Source organism: Salegentibacter maritimus (assembly GCF_016236915.1).
Classification (GTDB): Bacteria; Bacteroidota; Bacteroidia; order Flavobacteriales; family Flavobacteriaceae; genus Salegentibacter; species Salegentibacter maritimus.
In genome coordinates, this window is the sequence record NZ_JAEHOK010000002.1 from 139,997 (window position 1) to 160,609 (window position 20,613).

Here is a 20,613-nt window from a genome sequence, read left to right on the forward strand (position 1 = left end):
ACACATGAAAGCAGCAAAATTAAATGATTTTTATTTAATTGAAGGTCGTTGGGATTAAAAAAGTAGTTAAAATACTGATTATACAATATTTTGGCCTATTTTGAGTTTTTATAAACCTACACTAATTATTTTTAGACTTTAACTGGGAATAAAAGCGATTTCCTTTTTCGTTTTTAAGATATTTTAAACTTAAGGTCTTTTCTTAACAAGATTATTAGTATATATTTGTTAATCATTAACTAGCATGATGAAAAAAATTACAATATTAATCCTTGGGGTGGTTTTAGGTTCTCAGTTTAAAATGATGGCCCAGGAAGAAAGGGATAGGGTTATTACTACTGCAGTGCCTTTCCTGCAGGTAGCTGCAGATGCCCGGGCTGCCGGAATGGGAGATCAGGGTGTTGCTACTTCCGCTGATGTTTTTTCCCAGCAGTGGAATCCTGCCAAGTACGCTTTTTCGCCTAGTGAACATGGGGTTGGAGTTTCTTACACACCTTACTTAAGTGATATTGTTAATGATATTTTTCTTGGAAATATCACCTATTACCAGCGTATTAGTGAAAGAAGTGCCTTTGGTTCCAGTTTAAGGTATTTTAGTCTTGGTAGTATAGAAAGGCGTTCTACTATTGAACAGGCACCTCTCGTGGTGAATCCAAATGAACTTACTTTTGATCTTTCTTATTCTTTAAAATTAAGCGAAAATATTGCTATGGCAGTGGCTGGGCGTTATTTGCACTCAAACTTGGGTTTGCAGGATGAAGAAGATTTAGGTGCCGCAAATAGTTTTGGGGTAGATATAGCTGCTTTTTATAGGAGTGATCAGTTAACTTTTTCTGGTTTCGATGGTGTTTGGAAAGCGGGTGCTAATATTTCCAATATTGGTCCCAAAATGAAATATGACGATGCCGGCCAGGAGAACTTTATTCCTACTAATTTTAAAGTAGGTGGAGGTTTTGATTTTATTTTCGATATTGAAAATAGATTGGGAGCTTATGTTGAATTCAATAAACTTTTAGTGCCAACGCCTAAAGATTTTAATGGCGATGGTGAAATTGATGCTGAAGATGACGCGCGTTACAATGATATAGGTGCTATTGAAGGAATTTTTAAATCCTGGGGTGATGCTCCAGATGGTTTTAGTGAAGAGCTTAGGGAGGTAACCTGGGCCCTTGGTGCCGAATATGTGTATCGCGAAGCTTTTGCATTTCGAGCAGGATATTTTAGTGAGAGCCTAACTAAAGGTTCAAGAAGATTTGCTTCTTTCGGGGCGGGTTTTAAATACGAGCAGGTGAATATAGATGTGTCGTATTTGTTTTCTACTTCTTCTGTTCCCAGTCCTTTAGAGGGAACTTTGCGTTTTGGCTTAACCTTTAATTTTGGAGATCAATATACAGCCTACTAATTTAATTTGTATTCAGGACTTATGCCTATAGTTATCGGGACTCCAAGCTTGGTTCTGGGGTCTAAAAAAAAGTGTTTCCGTCTAATCTTCTGTTAGCTTGCCGCGACCTAATTTAATTTTAGGATACTTTTTGCAATTTAATGTTTGCCGCATAAAAGCTTTATTTTACCTTTTGTGTTCAATATATTTATATGAAGCCATTTAAAGTTACCTCAACTTTTGAAGTTTATGAGTCTATCGAAGAGCTTCCTGAAGTTATTCGGGATTTGATGAAGCAAGCTATGCGAGCCCGTGATAATGCCTATGCGCCTTATTCTCAGTTTAAGGTTGGAGCTGCTCTTGTCTTAAATAATAATGAAGTTGTTACTGGAAGTAATCAGGAAAATGCCTCTTATCCTTCCGGGCTTTGTGCAGAGCGTACGGCAATTTATTATGCGGGTGCTAAATACCCAGAGGCACAAATTAATTATATGGTTATTTCAGCTAAATCTATGAAGCATAAAGTTGATGCTCCTGTGCCGCCCTGTGGGGCATGTAGGCAGGCGCTGGTTGAGTATGAAGTGAAGCAGAAATCTGAAATTCCGGTATTTTTTATGGGGGAAAGTGGGCAGGTTATGAAGGCAAATTCCATAAAAGATTTACTTCCTTTAATGTTTGATAAGACGGCCTTATAACGTTTTCGTTATTTTTGCTTGAAAACTGTTTTCCATTCTTGTTTAAAATAGTATTTTTGTTATCCGCTTGGCAAACCCTATCTGTCTGGCTTAAAATTAATATGTTAAATGAAGAAAGTAACAAAAGCCACGTATTTAAAGTGGTACGAGGATATGCTGTTTTGGCGTAAATTTGAGGACAAACTTGCGCAAGTTTATATACAGCAGAAAGTAAGAGGTTTTTTGCATTTGTATAATGGGCAGGAAGCTATCCTGGCAGGTGCCCTTCATGTAATGGACCTGGAAAAGGATAAAATGATTACTGCTTATCGTAACCACGTGCAGCCAATTGGTTTAGGAGTAGATCCTAAACGTGTAATGGCAGAGCTTTATGGTAAAGGAACCGGTACGTCTCAAGGTCTTGGTGGTTCCATGCATATTTTTTCTAAAGAGCATAATTTTTACGGTGGTCACGGTATTGTTGGGGGTCAAATTCCACTGGGTGCCGGGCTGGCATTTGCAGATAAATACTTTAAGCGTGATGCCGTAACACTTACCTTCCTGGGAGATGGTGCTGCAAGACAGGGTTCCCTTCACGAAACTTTAAACATGGCGGTTAAATGGAATTTACCGGTAGTATTTTGTGTAGAGAATAACGGTTATGCAATGGGAACATCGGTAGCTAGAACTGCTAAAGGGACAGATATCTGGAAACTCGGTAATGGTTATGAAATGCCTTGTGGTCCTGTAGATGCTATGGATCCTATTAAGGTGGCAGAGGCTTTAGATGAAGCGATTAAAAGAGCAAGAAAAGGTGAAGGTCCTACATTTTTAGAATTAAAAACTTACCGTTACCGTGGGCACTCTATGAGTGATGCTCAAAAATATAGAACAAAAGAAGAAGTTGAAGAATATCAGAAATTAGATCCTATCACTAAAGTCTTGGGTATAATTAAGGATAAAAAGTATGCTTCAGAAGATGAGATAAAAAAGATCAACAAGCGCGTTAAAGATAAGGTTGCTGAGTGCGAGAAATTCGCAGAAGAATCAGACTTCCCTGAAAAGAACGTAATGTATGATGTTGTTTACGAACAGGAAGATTATCCGTTTTTAGCACATAAACCTCAATAAATTATGGCAGAAGTAATAAATATGCCGCGTTTAAGCGACACCATGGAAGAAGGTGTTGTGGCAAAATGGTTAAAGCAAAAAGGTGATAAAGTTGAAGAAGGAGATATCCTTGCAGAAATTGAAACCGATAAAGCTACGATGGAGTTTGAGTCTTTTCATGAAGGGACTTTGCTTCATATAGGAATCGAAGAGGGTGAAACCGCTCCTGTAGATACCTTGCTTGCTATTATTGGGGAAGAAGGTGAAGATATTTCAGGCTTGCTAAATGGCGGAGGAGACGCTAAGGAAGACAAAAAAGAAGAGTCCTCAGAAGCCGCAGGGCAAGATGAGACAGAAAGCAATGACGAAAGTGATGACTCAGATATCCCTGAAGGCGTAGAGGTTATAACCATGCCTCGTCTTAGTGATACTATGGAGGAAGGTACCGTTGCATCCTGGTTGAAAAAGGAAGGAGATAAAGTTGAAGAAGGAGATATCCTTGCAGAAATTGAAACCGATAAGGCTACGATGGAGTTTGAATCTTTTTATGAAGGTACGCTTCTTAAAATTGGGCTTGAAGAGGGTGAGACTGCAAAAGTTGATAGCTTGTTGGCTATTATTGGGCCAGAAGGTACCGATGTTTCTAATGTTTCGGTAGATGGAAAGTCTAAAAAGAAAACTTCTGGGAAATCAGAGGAAAAAGAAGAAAAATCTCAGGAGACTGGTAGTAGTGAATCTTCAGAAAAGAAATCTTCTGGAGCAACTAAAGACGGAGGTAGGATATTTGCTTCTCCATTAGCAAAGAAAATGGCAGAAGATAAAGGTATAGATCTATCAAATGTTCAAGGTAGCGGTGGTAATGGCCGTATCGTTAAAAAGGATATTGAAGATTATAAACCTTCAGAAAAACCTGCTGAAACTAAAGCCGCTGCCAAAGAAGATACTGCTGCAGCACAGCCACAGCCTTACGTGCCTGCAGGAGAAGAGAGTTTCGAGGAAATTAAGAATTCTCAGATGCGTAAAACCATTGCCAAGAGACTTGGTGAGTCTAAGTTTAATGCGCCACATTATTATCTAACTATAGAGGTAGATATGGCAAACGCAATGGCTTCACGTAAGCAAATAAATGAGATGCCAGATGTCAAGGTGTCTTTTAATGATATGGTGATTAAAGCTAGTGCCATGGCACTTCGTAAACATCCGCAGGTAAACAGCCAGTGGACGGGTGAATCTATGAAAATCGCTAAGCATATTCATATGGGTGTTGCGGTAGCCGTAGAAGAAGGTCTTGTAGTTCCTGTTTTAAAATTTGCCGATCAAATGTCCATGACCCAAATTGGGAATAATGTAAAAGACGTTGCCGGTAAAGCAAGAAATAAGAAGTTGCAACCTAAAGATATGGAGGGAAGTACCTTTACCGTGTCTAACCTGGGAATGTTTGGTATTGTTGAATTTACAAGTATTATTAATCAGCCAAACTCTGCAATTCTTTCTGTAGGAACTATTGTTGAAAAACCAGTAGTTAAAAACGGCGAGATTGTAGTTGGGAATACTATGAAATTAACACTTGCCTGTGATCATAGAACTGTAGATGGTGCAACCGGTGCTGCTTTCTTGAAAACGCTTAAAACGTATATGGAGAACCCGGTAACTATGTTGGCATAAACTAGATTTATAAATAACTAATTATTAAAATCCCGCACTCTTGCGGGATTTTTTTATCTTTAGCGATATGAGAAAAATTACATTACACTTTGCATTATTAGCGACTTTTCTATTAAATTTTGCAGACGCAAAAGCACAGGCAGATTTAGCTTCAGTAGAAATTAAAGCAGGCTTAAATACCGGGGTTGATAAAGCTGAAATTCAGGAGCTGTTAAATTATTTATCTTCTGATGAATTAAGAGGAAGGCAAACCGGGACAGAAGGAATAGAATTAGCTGCGCAGAAAATTGAAAATATTTTCAAAGAAAACAATGTCCAGAAATATTTTGATTCTTACCGGCATAATTTTACCATAGATGGTGTTAAGGGTTTTAATATTGTGGGTATGTTGGAGGGCAGCGATCCTAAATTGAAGGATCAATTTATTATTCTTGGGGCTCATTATGATCATATAGGTGTTCAGAAACCTGTAGAAGGAGATTCTATTGCCAATGGAGCTAACGATAATGCTGCAGGAACTGTGGCAGTGGTAGAATTGGCCAAGAAATTTGCCGAAATAGGCGAACATAAACGAAGCATTATGTTTGTATTGTTTTCGGCAGAGGAAATGGGCCTGGTGGGAGCAAAGAAAATAGCACAAAGGCTTAAAGAAGATAAGCTCGATCTATACACCTTATTTAACTTTGAAATGATTGGTGTTCCTATGACCGGGAAGGATTATATAGGTTACCTTACGGGGTATGAAAACTCTAATTTCGCAGAAAAATTCAATGAATATTCTGGAGAGAAGGTACTTGGGTTTTTGCCGCAGGTAAAGGAGTATAATCTTTTTAAGCGAAGCGATAATTACCCTTTTTACCAAGAATTTCATGTACCAGCACAAACTATTTCAACATTTGATTTTACAAATTACAATTATTATCACCATGTTGCAGATGAGGCGCAAAGACTTGATGTGGAGCATATGGCCAGGGTTGTTGAAAGTGTGATTCCGGGCATTCTAAAAATGGCCAATACTTCCGAGAAGGAAATAAAATTGAATGAATAACAAATAAATAGGATGTTACTCGTATAATTTTTAAGGGTTCATTCTGGATAGTGATTAAAGTTATATACAAATGAAGCATATAGTGATAACAGGCACCAGCCGCGGAATGGGTTATGAGATGGTGAAGCTTTTTGCCGAAAATGGGCACAAAGTACTGGCGCTTTCACGAAATGACAAGCCGGTTTCTGAATTAAATTTGGATGAGGTGACAGCTATTTCCTGTGATATTTCAAAACCCGAAGATCTAGATAAAGTTGAAGCTTTTATAAAATCAGAATGGCAACAGGTTGATGTATTAATAAACAATGCCGGAGCCCTGGTCTATAAGGATTTTGAAAAAATTTCAGCAGAAGAGTTTCAGCAGGTGTATGGTACTAATGTCTTTGGTGTTATAGGTTTAACTCAAAAGCTATTGCCCTTTATGAAAAAAGATGCCCATGTGGTGAATATAAGTACTATGGGAGGTATACAGGGAAGTGTAAAATTCCCGGGCCTTTCAGCTTATAGTTCCAGTAAAGCTGCAGTAATAACCTTAACTGAGCTCTTAGCTGAAGAGTATAAAGAAAAAGGACCTTCATTTAATGTGTTAGCTTTAGGGGCTGTGCAAACCGAGATGCTGGAGGAAGCCTTTCCCGGTTTGGAAGTTCCGCTTTCGGCAAAGGATATGGCCGAGTATATTACGAATTTTAGTCTTACCGGGCATAAATTCTATAATGGTAAAATACTTCAGGTTTCAAATAGTACCCCTTAGCCAATGAGAGAAATCCTTAATAGATATATTCCGGAACGAGCTGTTTCTCCTATCTTTAAAATGATTAAGGACAATAATGTTCATCTAAAAATTGTGAATGAACGTAAAACCAGGCATGGAGATTACCGAAGAATGCCTAATGGGACACAGCAAATTACAGTAAATGCCAATTTAAATGAATATCGCTTTTTAATCACTTTGGTTCATGAAATTGCACATTTACAGGCTTTTGAGAAATTTGGAAGGCAAATAAAGCCGCACGGTCGCGAATGGAAGTATACTTTTAAGGAATTAATGCTGCCTTTTATTAGGCCTGATGTTTTTCCTTCGGTATTACTTCCGGTAATTGCCCGGCATTTTAAAAATCCCACAGCTAGCAGCGATACCGATGCAAAATTATCGGTGGCACTTAAAACTTTTGATCCTGAAAACGATAAAAACTATATTTTTGAAATTCCTGTAGGGGGAATTTTTAGAATTTATAACGGAAAAACATTTAAAAAAGGAGAGCGGAAAATAAAACGCTACGAATGTCTGGAGGTTGATACGGGAAAGGTTTATTTGTTTCAACCAAATGCAGAAGTAGAACTGCTTAAAAATTAATTCCCCTTTTATGAAAAACACAAATCATTACGCAATCTTAATGGCGGGCGGTATTGGTTCCCGGTTTTGGCCGGTTAGTACTACACAATATCCCAAGCAATTTCAGGATATTTTGGGTGTAGGTTCTACGCTTATACAAATTACTTTTTACAGACTGGCAAAGTTAATGCCGGCAGAAAATATTATAATCCTTACGCATAAAGATTATAAAGAGATTGTGAAAGAACAGCTTCCTCAAGTGAAGGATGAGCAAATTGTATTAGAGCCCTGTATGAGAAATACGGCGCCAAGTATTTTATTGGGTGCTTTAAAAATTAAAAAGAAAAATAGTGACGCCTTAATCTTAGTGGCACCGAGTGATCACTGGATTCAGGGGGACCTTGCGTTTCAGGAAAATATTGAAGAGGCTTTTGAGATAGTAGCTTCAGAAGATAAATTAATTACCCTGGGAATTGAACCTACTTTCCCTAATACCGGTTATGGGTATATTAAATATAAAAAAGATGATGCCGATGGGCTAAAACCTGTGCTAAGATTTACAGAAAAGCCTTCTTTTAAAAAGGCAGAAAGTTTTTTAGAGGAAGGGAACTACGTTTGGAATGCAGGAATTTTTATCTGGAGTGCTAAATTTATTCTTGAGAGCTTTCAGAAATATCAACCCGAGACTTTTAGACTTTTCCAAAAAGGAGTTGAGGTGTATAATACTGAAAAAGAACAGGAGTTTTTAGTTGAAAACTATCAGAAGGCACAGAGTATCTCTATAGATTACGCCATTATGGAAAAGTCTGATAGCGTTTATGTGATTCCGGCGAAATTTAAATGGAATGATTTGGGAACCTGGAGATCGCTTGAAGATGAGTTGATACAAGACAAGCAACAGAATACAATTGTAAACGGTAGGTTGTTGCCATTAAAATCTACCGGGAATATTATTAAAACCAAAAACAATAAAGTTGTAGTTTTAGACCAGTTACATGATTTTGTAGTGGTAGAAAATGATAATGTGTTATTAATTACTCCAAAAGATAGAATACAGGAAATTAAAGCCATTCGTGATAAGGTAGTTGACCAATTTGGAGAAGAATTAGGATAAATCACTCTACAATAATCCCGGGTGGTTGCACATGCGAAATCTATAAATTTCGAGTTAAGGCTCGTAGCATTTAAATCTCGTTTATCGAGTAAATTCTATGGATAAGAATCAAAAACCAGAAAATAATATATCCTACCAAACTCAAGATGAGTCTGGGAACTTGGAAGCAAAAACAAAAGGGATTTGGGAAAATATAAAGGCACTTATAAGAGAGCTGCTGGAAATTAGGCACGATACCGATAGAGAATCTACGGTAGAAGCTGTAAAGAAAGATATATCTTTTAAAGGGCATAATGCCTGGATTCTTATATTCTCTATTTTCGTGGCTTCTGTTGGTCTTAATGTGGGGAGTACAGCAGTTGTTATTGGTGCGATGCTTATTTCTCCTTTAATGGGGCCTATTGTTGGTGTAGGGATGTCTGTAGCCATTAATGACGTGCTTACATTAAGAAAATCCTTTATTAACCTGGGTTTAATGGTAGGTTTAAGTGTGCTTACCGCCTATGTTTATTTTCTTATTTCGCCTGTTAAAGAAGAAACCCCTGAGCTTATTGCAAGAACTTATCCCACTATTTTAGATGTATTGGTAGCTATTTTTGGTGGTCTCGCTTTAATAGTGGCAAAAACAAAAAAAGGTACCATTGCCAGTGTGATTCTTGGTGTGGCAATTGCAACTGCACTTATGCCACCTTTATGTACAGTTGGTTATGGTTTGGCTATAGGTAACTGGTCCTATGCCGGAGGTGCTTTGTACCTATTTTCAATTAACGCTGTATTTATTGCGCTTTCTACCTTTGTGGTAACCAAGGTGCTTGATTTTCCTTTGGTAAAATATGTAAACAGTAAAAGGAGAAAAAGAACAGCCCAAATAGCTTCTACCATTGCAGTAATTGTAATGATTCCCAGTGTGATTCTATTTGTATTCCTGCTTCAGGAGCAGCTTTTTGAATCTAAAGCAAAAGAATTTGTGTCTAATGTAATGAGGTATGAAGGCACAGAAACCATTAAAGCCACTTACGATTATAAAGAAAAAAGTATAGAAGTTTATCTAATTGGGAACCGTGTGCCGCAAACTTCAATTACCACCTGGGAAAAACAATTAAAAGACTTTGAGGCTTTAAAGGAAACGAAACTAATTATACATCAGGGAGCAGATCCTACCGGGGCCATAGATGAGCTGTCTACACAGGTTAGAAGCGGGATCCTGGAAGACTTGTATATGAAAAACCAGGAGCTAATAGAGGATAAAGATGAAAAAATAGCAATTTTAGAAAATGAAATTTCGAAATACCGTAGCAGTTCTTTTTCTTTTAGCGATCTAAGCCAGGAAGCCAAAATAAATTATGAAGGAATAGAAGAGTTGGGATACTCTAATTTGATTACCACAAATTTCTCGAAGACAGATACTATTCCCACTTTTACAGTAGGTTGGAAGAAAAATATAAAAGCCAGTGAGGTGTCTCAACAGAAAGACCGATTTGAAAAATGGCTAAAAGTTAGGTTGAAGCTCGATACCCTGCAGGTTAAATCTGTTAATTAGAGCCCTTGTTGTTGTGCTTTTCTTACTTTTTGGAATAAGTTAGAGGAATAAACAAAATCTGTTACGGTTTCATCATCGGTTTTAAAGATTTGCGATTTGTCTCCTTTCCAGGCTAAAACGCCATCTTTTAGAAAAGCAATATTTTCTCCAATTTCGAGTACCGAATTCATATCGTGGGTAATGATAATTGTAGTAATATCATATTCGTGCGTAATTTCCTGAATAAGGTTGTCTATAACAGTAGCGGTTTTAGGATCCAGCCCCGAGTTGGGTTCGTCGCAAAATAAATATTTAGGTCGGTTTACAATGGCCCGGGCAATGGAAACCCTTTTTTGCATTCCACCACTAATTTCAGAAGGCATTTTTTTTTCACTACCGTCAAGGTTTACCCGTTCTAGAACTTCCCTAACCCGTTCCAGATTTTCCTTTTTCTTCTTTTTGGTAAACATTCTTAATGGAAATAATACATTTTCTTCAACCGTCATGGAGTCAAAAAGAGCGCCTCCCTGGAAAACCATTCCAATTTGTTTACTAAGGTCTTTTCGTTCGTCTTCTGTGAATTGATTGTAGGGTTTGCCATCATATTTTATCACCCCTTTTTCAGGCGTAAATAAGCCTAGCATGCATTTTAAAAGTACACTTTTTCCAGAACCCGATTGCCCAATAATAAGATTGGTTTTACTTCTTTCAAAGGTGAAATCTATTCCTTTAAGAATTTCTTCACCATCAAAGCCTTTATGTAAATCTTCAACTTTTATCATCTAACTTAGTAATAATTGTGTTACAACGTAGTTTGTAATAATAATAACCACACTCGTCCAAACAAAAGAAGTGGTACTTGCTTCACCAACCTCTAAGGCCCCACCTTTCATGTAATAACCATGGTAAGCGGGTACAGTTGCTAAAATAAAGGCAAATAAAAATGTCTTAATAAAGGCATACACCAAATGAAAGGGAATAAAATCTTCCTGAAGTCCCTGCACAAAGAGATCAGGCGGTACGAAACCTCCTAAAACTGCTGCGGTATAAGCGCCCAAAATGCCAAGAAACATAGAGATAGCTATAACGAACGGATAAAATAGCATTGCTATAATCTTTGGAAAAATAAGGTAATTTAAAGAGTTTATACCCATTACCTCAAGGGCGTCTATTTGTTCGGTTACGTTCATAGACCCAATACTTGACGTAATATAAGATCCTACTTTACCTGCCATAATAATAGAAATAAAGGTAGGTGCAAATTCCAGGATTATAGATTGCCTTGCAGCATAAGCTACCAGGGATTTTGGAATTAAAGGATTGTTTAAGTTTAAGGCAGTTTGCAAAGCCACTACAGCCCCAATAAAAAATGATAGAAAAGAAACAATTCCCATTGATCCAATTACGAGGTCGTCTATTTCTTTAAAGATCAAACTTCTCAAAACCGATGTTTTAGTCATTCGGTGGAAAGTTCCTTTCAGCATTAAAAAATATTCCCCAATGGAGTGTAGATAATTCATTAAGCAATTTTTGTAAAGCTAAAATACTAAAAAATTACTCGAAAGTATTTAACGTAGAATTAATCTTTGACCCAATAAGTTTAGTAATTTTGGGCTACTTCTAATAAAAATATATAAGATGAAGCGATTAGCATTTTTAGTATTAATAGGATTGTTTAGTTTCCAGGCTTTTGCTCAGGAAACAGAAGGGGAAAAGCCCAGGCTTGTAGTAGGGATTGTGGTAGACCAAATGCGCTATGATTACCTTACCCGATTTTGGGAGCGGTTTGGAGAAGATGGATTTAAGAAATTAATTAATGAAGGCTATAATTTTAAAAATAACCATTTTAATTATGTGCCTACTTATACCGGGCCCGGTCACGCTTCAGTCTATACAGGAACCAGCCCAATGAACCACGGGATTATTGGGAACGGATGGTATGATAAATTTGTAAAAGAGTCTGTTTATTGTGCCGGAGATGAGACTGTAGAACCGGTTGGGACTAAAGATAATGCCGGTAAAATGTCTCCACATAGAATGAAAACTACCACAGTTAGCGACGAGAACAGGCTTCATACCCAAATGCGAGGAAAAACCATTGGTGTTTCTATTAAAGATCGCGGCTCTATTCTACCTGCCGGGCACACTGCCAACGCAGCTTACTGGTTTCATGGCGGTGATGAGGGCAAGTGGATTACCAGTTCATTTTATATGGATGAATTACCAAAATGGGTGAAAGATTTTAACGCTTCCGATAAAGTGGAAGCCTATTTAAAGCCCTGGAATACTCTTTATGATATTGATACTTACAAAGAAAGCGGAAGTGATAAAAATAATTTTGAAGGAGGTTTTAGAGGAAAGAAAGATGCTACCTTTCCTTATGATCTGGCAGAATTGAGTGATGAGAATGGTGGATTTGATATTATCGAAAATTCAGCTTATGGAAACGATATTACCCTGGAATTTGCCCTGGCCGCAGTTGAAGCCGAAGAATTAGGGCAGGATGAGGACACCGATTTTCTTACATTAAGCTTTTCAAGTACCGATAAGATAGGGCATAACTTCGGGGTGAACTCTAAAGAAATTCAGGATACTTACCTTAGATTAGACAAAAATATTGCCCAACTTTTAAAAGAATTGGATGCTAAAGTAGGTGAAGGAAATTATACGATTTTCTTAACTGCAGACCACGGTGGGGTAGATGTACCTGCTTATTTGCAATCGGTAAATATCCCGGCAGGATACTTTGAGTCTGATGAGTTTGAAGAAGAGCTTAAAGAATTTACTGCCAGGGAATTTGGGGAAGAGGAGCTTATAGAAAATGTATCAAATAGTCAAATATTCTTCAATTATGAATTAATGGAAGAATTGGAGATTAGCTCTTCAGTTTTACAGGCTAAATTAGCTCATTATATCCTTCAATTAGACCAAATAGATAAAGTATATACTAGAGATCAGCTAATAAACGGTGGTAGCTTTGTTGTAGGTACCGGTAGAGCTATTCAAAATGGATTTAATCAAAAGAGAAGTGGAGATATAATGTATGTATTAGATCCTGCTACCATTGTATATTCAAGAACTGGATCTACTCATGGTAGTGATTTAAATTACGACACCCACGCGCCGCTAATTTTCTATGGAAATGGAGTAAAACAGGGCAGTACAACAGAGCGTACAGAAATAATAGATATTGCTCCAACGGTTTCTGCTTTGTTAGGTATAGCTTTTCCTAATGGAAATACAGGGAAACCATTGTATATGATGTTAGATGATAAAAAATCAGGTAGTCTAGAATAGTTTTTTCTGCATTTTTTTCCAGCGTAAATTTCTTATAAAACGACCTTCATCTTTATTTACAAGATAGGGTCGTTTTTTATTTTGCGCATATAGGAAGCCTTTAATACAGTTTAGAAAAAAGCCAAAGTCTTTCTTTTTAATGGCAAGTTTGGCAGCAGCGATTAAGGTAATAGCAAAGCCGTATCTTAAACTGTAAAATGCTTCTCCCTGTTTGTATTTTGAAGTTTTTGTGTATTCCTTGCCGGTTGGTTTAAGGTGTTTTACCTTTAATTTTGCATCGGTTTTTATCTCCCAACCGTGATATTGCGCAAGTAATTCATCTGCTGTATCCCATCCCATTGCAGGTTTAAGGCCGCCAATACTATTAAAACAAGCTTTTCTGTAAGCTTTTAAAGCACCACGAATATGGTCGCTTCCGGTTAGGTTTTCGCGTGCCCATTTTCCATTTTTCTGAATTTCGCAAAAGCCTCCAACCATACCAATTTTGGAGCTTTCCTTAAAATGAAAACATATTCTTTCTAAATAGTTTTCCGGAAAAATCAAATCGGCGTCAAACTTGCAAATAATGTCAAAATCATTATCTAAAGTTTGGAGCCCTTTGTTAAAGGCATTTACTACTTTGCTGCCGGGCATATGTTTGCCCATTGCATTATTGTTTACAAGCGAAATTTGCGGGTTTTTTATACCAAATTCTGAAACTATTTTGGGAGTCTCATCAGTAGAGCCATCATCTACTACCACAATTTTACTGGCCGGTGTACTTTGGTTTATTAAAGACTGAAGGGTTTTGCCAATAAATTGAGCTTCGTTATACGCGGGGATAATGATATAAATCTTCAAAAGACAAAATTTAAAGTTTTAGCAAGAAATATTTTCGCCTAAATGCGTTCTGCATAAACCGCGTAATATCTTGGCGTAAAATATCTTAAAATAGGTCTTATCCCCAGTTTATTAACGGGGTTGGTCCACTTTTTTCGACTAATAATTTTCCACCCGGCTTTTTCTAAAAGCCAATCAAATTGCCAATCTTCAAACTCGTGGAAATGCCTGTCCCGCATATCGGTTTTACTGCGATAAGCATTGGAAAACCAAAGTTTAAGAGGAACGCTGGCTACTAATTTGTCGGCCTTAATATTAGATAATACATTGTAAGGAGAAACCAGGTGTTCAAAAATCTCAAAAGCAGTTACTACCTGATAGGCCGTAGTTTCTACCGCCCGGGTATTTAGGTCTAAATCTTCCCCCTTGGTGTTTTCAACCTTATAGTTATGCTTTTCCATAATTTCTGAAAAAGGATTTTTGACCCCTAAATCAAGGATTTTAGCAGGAGCGGGAACGTTAGCTTCTAAAAACTCTAAAGTTTCTTTATATCGTTTGTTGGGAAAGCTTTCTTCGTACATCTAATATTGGTAAACAATCGCATTCACGTTCATTCCGGCACCCACACTGGCAAACATTACCACATCACCTTTATTAAGTTGTTGGTGGGCAATTTTATTTTTAATTACAAGATCATAAAGTGTGGGGACTGTAGCAACGCTACTATTACCAAGCTCGTGAATAGTCATAGGCATTACTCTTTCGGGAGCTTTTAACTTGTGTAGTTTATAAAAACGCTTAATAATAGCTTCATCCATTTTCTCATTGGCCTGATGAATAAAAATCTTTTTTAAGTCGTCTATACTTTTACCACTATTTTCCAAACAGGTTTTCATGGCGGCCGGTACATTCATTAAAGCAAATTCATAAATCTTTCGGCCATTCATTTTAATATAGCGCAGATCTTCAGGGGCTTCGCTACGGTTGGATTTTCCGAAATAGATGTAATTAGCTTCATTAAAAGCATAAGTAGCCGATTCGTGAGCAAGGATTCCACCTTCTTCTTCGGTTTCTTCTAAAATCACGGCACCGGCACCATCTGAAAAAATCATAGAGTCGCGGTCGTGTTGGTCTACTACTCTAGATAAAGCTTCAGCACCAATAATTAGGCATTTTTTTGCCATTCCGGCCTTAATAAAAGCCTGTGCCTGGATAAGACTCTCTATCCATCCCGGGCAGCCAAAAAGCATATCATAAGCTACACATTTTGGGTTTTTAATACGTAAATGATATTTTACCCTGGTAGCTATGCTTGGTACGGTGTCACTTTGTATGCTTTGATGTTTAACATCTCCATAATTGTGAGCCACAATAATATAATCTAGCGTTTCAGGATCTATTCCAGAATCCTCCAAAGCTTTTTGGGCAGCAATAACTGCCATATCTGAGGTATTTAAATTTTCCTCCAAATAACGGCGTTCTTCAATGCCCGTAATAGCTTTAAACTTGGCAATGGTTGTTTTGTTATCCTGTGGAAAACCTGTTCCGTCAAGATTGAAAAATTCATGATTTTCAAAGTCAGCATTTGCGGTTATAACTTTGGGAATATAACTACCTGTGCCGGTAATTTTAATGTTCATCTGACTTTTAGTTAAGATTAGACTCCGAATGTACTCAATACAAATATAATGAGCTTTAAATAAAATGGAAAAATAAACTTATTAGTGATAAAAATCACTTAATAAAAAAATGCCTGAAAATTATGTCAGCACAGCTGATGAATAAATTTTCAGGCATTTAAAAAAATTATGCTTCCATATATTCCTCTATAGGAGGGCAGGTGCACATTAAGTTTCTATCTCCATAGGCCTCGTCTACACGTCTTACACTTGGCCAGAATTTATTTTCTGCCACATAACTTAACGGATAAGCAGCTTTTTCTCTACTATATGAGAATTTCCACTCATCTGAAGTTAACATATTTATAGTGTGAGGGGCATTTTTAAGTACATTGTCTTTTTGGCTATCCAACTCCTCAATTTCCTGCCTAATAGAAATCAAAGCATCACAAAACCTGTCGAGTTCGGCTTTGCTTTCACTTTCGGTAGGTTCTATCATCATAGTTCCTGCCACAGGGAAAGAAACAGTAGGGGCATGGAACCCATAATCTATTAACCTTTTGGCAATATCTACCACTTCTATGCCATTTGATTTAAAAGGACGGCAATCCAAAATCATTTCGTGAGCGGCACGACCACGCTCTCCAGAATATAGAGTTTTGTAATGCTCTTTTAAACGCTCTTTTACATAGTTGGCATTCAGGATAGCATATTCTGTAGCTTTTTGAAGTCCTTTACTGCCCAACATGGTAATATAGCCGTAAGAAATAAGGCATACCAAAGAAGAGCCCCAGGGTGCTGAAGAAATGGCTCCAATAGCATTTTCTCCACCGGTTTTAATAACCGGGTTTCCTGGTAAAAAGGGTTTTAATTGTTCGGCTACGCAAATAGGGCCAACTCCCGGGCCACCTCCACCGTGTGGGATTGCAAAAGTTTTATGCAAGTTTAAGTGGCAAACATCGGCACCAATTACCCCGGGATTGGTTAAGCCAACCTGGGCATTCATATTGGCACCATCCATATAAACCTGCCCGCCATTATTATGAATAATTTGCGTAATTTCTTTAATAGCCGATTCAAAAACCCCGTGGGTAGATGGATAGGTTACCATTAAAGCAGCTAGGTTGTCTTTATGTTTTATGGCTTTCTCCCGAAGATCGTCTACATCTATATTTCCATTTTCTGATGCTTTGGTTACAACCACTTTCATTCCGGCCATTACTGCAGAGGCCGGGTTGGTACCGTGTGCCGAAGATGGAATTAAACATATATTTCTATGCCCTTCACCTCTAGATTCGTGGTAAGCCCTAATGGTCATTAAACCTGCATACTCTCCCTGTGCACCAGAATTGGGCTGAAGCGAGGTGGCAGAAAATCCTGTGATTTCAGTTAGCTGATCTTGCAGTCTTTTTAAAACAATTTGGTAGCCTTCCGCCTGTTCTATCGGTACAAATGGGTGTATGTTTCCCCATTGCGGATTGCTTAACGGAAGCATTTCTGAAGCAGCGTTTAATTTCATAGTACAGCTTCCAAGCGAAATCATAGACTGGTTTAATGAAAGGTCTTTGCGTTCCAGTTTTTTGATATAACGCATCAGTTCAGTTTCTGAATGATAAAGGTTGAAAACTTCATGCGTTAGAAATTCTGTTTTTCTTTGAAGTGCTGCCGGTATTGCCGATTCTTCTTTTAAGTTTTTAATTTCAGTAGATTCATTACCTAAAACTGTAGCGAAAACCTTCAAAATATTATTGATATCTTCCTGGGTTGTAGTTTCATTTAATGAAATACAAACCGTTTCAGCATCAGGATAATAGAAGTTGATTTCGTTCTTTTCGGCTTCTGCTTTAATCTTTTGAGCATCAGCTTTTACCTTAAGTGTGTCAAAATAAGCTGAGTTAAGTTGCTTAACCCCCATTTTTTCGAGTTCTTCAGCTAAAGTTACTGTAGAAAAATGAACGGTATCGGCAATATACTTTAGACCTTCAGGCCCGTGATAAACGGCATACATTCCTGCCATAACTGCCAGTAGTACCTGTGCAGTACAAATATTGGAGGTAGCACGATCACGTTTAATATGTTGCTCGCGGGTTTGAAGCGCCATTCTTAAAGCGTGGTTCCCATCAAGATCTTTGGTTACCCCAATAATTCTTCCGGGAAGATTTCTTTTATAAGCTTCTTTAGTAGCAAAGTAAGCGGCGTGCGGCCCACCATAGCCTAATGGAATTCCAAAACGCTGGGTGGTTCCAACAACTACATCTACACCTAGTTCTCCGGGAGCTTGTAATTTAACTAAGCTCAAAATATCAGCGGCAACAGCTACTTTTATTTCAGCATCTTTACATTTTGAAACGAAATCGCTATAGTCGAATACCTGCCCGTGCTTGCCGGGATACTGCACTAATGCACCAAAGAATTTATCGCTAAAGTCAAATTCTTCATGATTGCCAACCACTAGCTCAATGCCCATAAAATTGGCACGTGTTTGAACAAGTTCTATGGTTTGTGGCAAGGCTTGTTCTGAAACAAAGAATTTATTTGCATTATTTTTCTTTTGCTTACGGTCTCGCACCGCGAATAATAAGCCCATGGCCTCTGCTGCTGCAGTAGATTCGTCTAATAACGATGCGTTGGCAATTTCCATTCCGGTAAGATCGCTTACCATAGTTTGGAAATTTAATAAAGCTTCCAGTCTACCCTGGGCAATTTCTGCCTGGTATGGCGTATAAGCTGTGTACCAACCCGGATTTTCCAGGATATTTCTTTGAATTACCGCAGGCAGGATACCCTGATGGTAACCTAAACCTATATAACTCTTAAAAACCTTATTTTTTGCAGCTAGTTTTCCAATATGCTCGGCATACTGGTTTTCGCTAAGTGCTGAAGGTAAATTTAAGGCCGATTTTAAACGAATATCATCGGGAATGGTTTCGTATATTAACTGTTCTAACGAATCTACACCAATGGTGTCCAACATTGCCTGGAGGTTGCTTTCTCTGGGCCCAATATGGCGTAGGGCAAAAGAATCTGTTCTCATTAAAATAAAGTTGTGTTTTGTGCCGCAAAAGTACATATTTTTTTACGTAATTTTTTAATGATTAGCGGTATACACTTGTTAAGATTTTTGATGCTACTATTGGTTGCAGGAAGAATGATTAATTTAGCAACATGCAGCGTTTTAAAAACATATTGAATTTCTATATAAACAGTAGTCTGCATGTGGCTCTGGCGGTAGTTTCCCTAAGTTTGATAGGTGTTCTTGAGTTCAATCTTGGTATTGATTTAAACTTGCTTTTTTTTGTTTTCTTCGGAAGCATTACCGGCTATAATTTTGTGAAGTATGCCCGTATTGCAAAACTACATCACGCCAGTCTTGCCCAAAACCTAAAACTGATACAGGTTTTCTCTTTTTTTTGCTTTCTTGCCTTGCTATATTTTGCATTCAGGCAGAATATAGAAATACTTATAGCAGCGGCTATTTTTGGTGTTTTTACGCTATTGTATGCCATTCCCCTGTGGAAAAACAAGCAAAATCTTAGAAACATTGGTGGGGTGAAAATTTTTATAATCGCTTTAGTTTGGGCTGGAGTGACTGCAATTTTACCATTGATGAATCGAATTTCTCCCGGCGAATTGGGAATTACTTTTTTTCAGCGATTTTTCTTTGTGATAGCAATAACTTTACCTTTTGAGATAAGGGATTTAAAGTTTGATTCTGGAAGCTTACATACCATCCCTCAGCAGATAGGGGTAGAAAATACCAAAAAATTGGGGTATGTTCTTGTAGTAATTGTGTTTTTTTTGGAGTTTTTTAAGTTCCATTTTTCAGTAATAAATGTAATCGCGCTAAGTCTTACGCTACTAACATCGGTATATTTTATTAAAACTGCCCAGGTTAATCAGGGGGTATATTTTTCGTCTTTTTGGGTAGAGGGAATTCCGGTATTATGGTTTCTGATGTTGTTGATAGCTAAGATTCTTTCTTAGCCATTTCTTTTTCAATCTTATTTTGCCAGGCTTTTTTTTCTTCCTCAGAACAGGTTCTAAGATTAGATTTTTTAATTAAACGAGTAAGTTTAGAATTTTTAGAAGTGTAGTTGCGACAGGGTTTACAAAAAATTAGATGCATGAGCATACACATTTTTTCGCGAATACTCGACTCGTTATATTGACTTTTGTCACAGCAGTTTTCTGCTTTCGAACAATCGAAAATAAAAAATTTTGTTTTCGGCATATTTTAGAACCAGTTTTTTTCAAGACAAGCGGCCAATGCGGTACGTGCCCTATGAATAATTACCCAAAGGTTAGACGGACTGATATTAAATTCTTTACAGACCGCTTCAGTATCAGCCTCATCAATGGTTTTCATTTTAAAGATGGCGGCGTGCTTTTCGTTTATTTGATCCAAACATTCTAAGATAGCCATTCCTAATTCGGTATTTTCCATCTCATCCTCGGCAGTACGATCAAAAGCATCGGCTACCTGTTCCTCTAACCAATCTCCATCATTTTCAGAATCTGAATAATTTATACGAACTTCGGCCTGGCCTTTTATAGAATTCGTTTTTCGATAATAATCTATTATTTTTCGTTTTAGTATAGATATAAGCCAGGTTCGCTCTGTGGCCCTTCCTTCAAAATTTTCTTTAGAATTAAGGCCGGCTAAAAATGTTTCAGAAATTAAATCGTTTGCCACCTCGCGATCGTTAACTCTAACAATAGCGTAATTGAACAGGTAATCTGAATACTTGTCCACCCATTTTGTGGGATCTAGTTTATGAGTTGGCATAGGCTTATATCAAAAACAAATTAAAATTAACAAAAGTATTTGACTTTATCAGTTATAGATTCTATAAGGTTCTTTAATGTTGAAATTGGATCAATAAAGAAAAGAGGTTGTTGGAAAAAAGTCTAATTTCGTCAAGCTGAACCTGCCCGTCCGTTAAGGCGTACTTGTTTGACTTCTATCACCTTACCCAAAGTCTTAGATTCTGAAATAAATTAAGAATGACGATTTTAAAAACTTTTCAAACAGCC

18 protein-coding genes are annotated in these 20,613 nt (G+C 37.5%); 11 read left to right on the forward strand and 7 right to left on the reverse strand.

Annotated features, from left to right (window positions below; genetic code table 11):
* Positions 1-247 precede the first annotated feature (247 nt).
* From porV to I6U49_RS02240, 9 genes are all read left to right on the forward strand, one after another.
* On the forward strand, positions 248-1,402 hold the full coding sequence (gene porV, locus I6U49_RS02200; protein WP_193710614.1) for a type IX secretion system outer membrane channel protein PorV: 1,155 nt from the start codon (positions 248-250) through the stop codon (positions 1,400-1,402).
* A 191-nt stretch (positions 1,403-1,593) separates the two neighbouring features.
* Positions 1,594-2,076 carry a cytidine deaminase gene (gene cdd, locus I6U49_RS02205; RefSeq protein ID WP_198627418.1) on the forward strand — a complete coding sequence of 161 codons (483 nt, stop codon included), beginning with the start codon at positions 1,594-1,596 and terminating at the stop codon, positions 2,074-2,076.
* 108 nt (positions 2,077-2,184) lie between these two features.
* Entirely contained in the window at positions 2,185-3,186 is a 1,002-nt protein-coding gene (gene pdhA / locus I6U49_RS02210) for a pyruvate dehydrogenase (acetyl-transferring) E1 component subunit alpha (RefSeq protein ID WP_193710269.1), read from the forward strand.
* A gap of 3 nt (positions 3,187-3,189) precedes the next feature.
* Positions 3,190-4,830: a pyruvate dehydrogenase complex dihydrolipoamide acetyltransferase gene (locus I6U49_RS02215; RefSeq protein WP_193710270.1), complete on the forward strand. Its 1,641-nt coding sequence runs from the start codon at positions 3,190-3,192 to the stop codon at positions 4,828-4,830.
* A 67-nt stretch (positions 4,831-4,897) separates the two neighbouring features.
* On the forward strand, positions 4,898-5,878 hold the full coding sequence (locus tag I6U49_RS02220) for a M20/M25/M40 family metallo-hydrolase (protein WP_198627419.1): 981 nt from the start codon (positions 4,898-4,900) through the stop codon (positions 5,876-5,878).
* Between the two features lie 70 nt (positions 5,879-5,948).
* Positions 5,949-6,629: an SDR family NAD(P)-dependent oxidoreductase gene (locus I6U49_RS02225; protein WP_198627420.1), complete on the forward strand. Its 681-nt coding sequence runs from the start codon at positions 5,949-5,951 to the stop codon at positions 6,627-6,629.
* A gap of 3 nt (positions 6,630-6,632) precedes the next feature.
* Positions 6,633-7,232: a SprT-like domain-containing protein gene (locus I6U49_RS02230; RefSeq protein ID WP_198627421.1), complete on the forward strand. Its 600-nt coding sequence runs from the start codon at positions 6,633-6,635 to the stop codon at positions 7,230-7,232.
* A 10-nt stretch (positions 7,233-7,242) separates the two neighbouring features.
* Entirely contained in the window at positions 7,243-8,325 is a 1,083-nt protein-coding gene (locus I6U49_RS02235) for a mannose-1-phosphate guanylyltransferase (protein ID WP_198627422.1), read from the forward strand.
* Positions 8,326-8,422: 97 nt separating this feature from the next.
* The gene (locus I6U49_RS02240; RefSeq protein ID WP_198627423.1) at positions 8,423-9,865 is read left to right on the forward strand and encodes a DUF389 domain-containing protein; all 1,443 of its coding nucleotides are present in this window, start codon (positions 8,423-8,425) and stop codon (positions 9,863-9,865) included.
* Here the strand turns inward: I6U49_RS02240 and I6U49_RS02245 are convergent.
* Both I6U49_RS02245 and I6U49_RS02250 read right to left on the reverse strand, forming a co-directional pair.
* Positions 9,862-10,626, reverse strand: a complete 765-nt coding sequence (locus I6U49_RS02245) for an ABC transporter ATP-binding protein (RefSeq protein WP_193710276.1) — start codon at positions 10,624-10,626, stop codon at positions 9,862-9,864. The genes I6U49_RS02240 and I6U49_RS02245 overlap by 4 nt on opposite strands.
* Positions 10,627-11,364: an MlaE family ABC transporter permease gene (locus I6U49_RS02250; protein ID WP_193710277.1), complete on the reverse strand. Its 738-nt coding sequence runs from the start codon at positions 11,362-11,364 to the stop codon at positions 10,627-10,629.
* Between the two features lie 118 nt (positions 11,365-11,482).
* On the opposite strand from I6U49_RS02250, the gene pafA reads away from it, so the two are divergent.
* Positions 11,483-13,141 carry an alkaline phosphatase PafA gene (pafA, locus tag I6U49_RS02255; protein WP_198627424.1) on the forward strand — a complete coding sequence of 553 codons (1,659 nt, stop codon included), beginning with the start codon at positions 11,483-11,485 and terminating at the stop codon, positions 13,139-13,141.
* On the opposite strand, the gene I6U49_RS02260 is transcribed toward pafA, so the two are convergent.
* The 4 genes from I6U49_RS02260 to gcvP all read right to left on the reverse strand — a co-directional run bounded on the left by I6U49_RS02260 (position 13,133) and on the right by gcvP (position 18,613).
* Complete coding sequence (locus I6U49_RS02260; RefSeq protein ID WP_198627425.1) at positions 13,133-13,981, reverse strand: glycosyltransferase family 2 protein; 849 nt, start codon at positions 13,979-13,981, stop codon at positions 13,133-13,135. The two genes, pafA and I6U49_RS02260, sit on opposite strands and share 9 nt — an antisense overlap.
* A 38-nt stretch (positions 13,982-14,019) precedes the next feature.
* Positions 14,020-14,541, reverse strand: a complete 522-nt coding sequence (locus I6U49_RS02265) for a class I SAM-dependent methyltransferase (protein WP_198627426.1) — start codon at positions 14,539-14,541, stop codon at positions 14,020-14,022.
* Positions 14,542-15,600 (reverse strand): 3-oxoacyl-ACP synthase III family protein, encoded by a 1,059-nt coding sequence (locus I6U49_RS02270; RefSeq protein ID WP_198627427.1) that lies wholly within the window; start codon positions 15,598-15,600, stop codon positions 14,542-14,544.
* A gap of 166 nt (positions 15,601-15,766) precedes the next feature.
* Entirely contained in the window at positions 15,767-18,613 is a 2,847-nt protein-coding gene (gene gcvP / locus I6U49_RS02275) for an aminomethyl-transferring glycine dehydrogenase (protein ID WP_198627428.1), read from the reverse strand.
* A 131-nt stretch (positions 18,614-18,744) separates the two neighbouring features.
* Between gcvP and I6U49_RS02280 the strand changes: the two genes are divergently transcribed.
* Positions 18,745-19,563 carry a UbiA prenyltransferase family protein gene (locus tag I6U49_RS02280; RefSeq protein WP_198627429.1) on the forward strand — a complete coding sequence of 273 codons (819 nt, stop codon included), beginning with the start codon at positions 18,745-18,747 and terminating at the stop codon, positions 19,561-19,563.
* 250 nt (positions 19,564-19,813) lie between these two features.
* Here I6U49_RS02280 and I6U49_RS02285 read toward each other — a convergent pair whose 3' ends face one another.
* Complete coding sequence (locus tag I6U49_RS02285) at positions 19,814-20,365, reverse strand: sigma-70 family RNA polymerase sigma factor (protein ID WP_193710284.1); 552 nt, start codon at positions 20,363-20,365, stop codon at positions 19,814-19,816.
* Positions 20,366-20,613 lie beyond the last annotated feature (248 nt).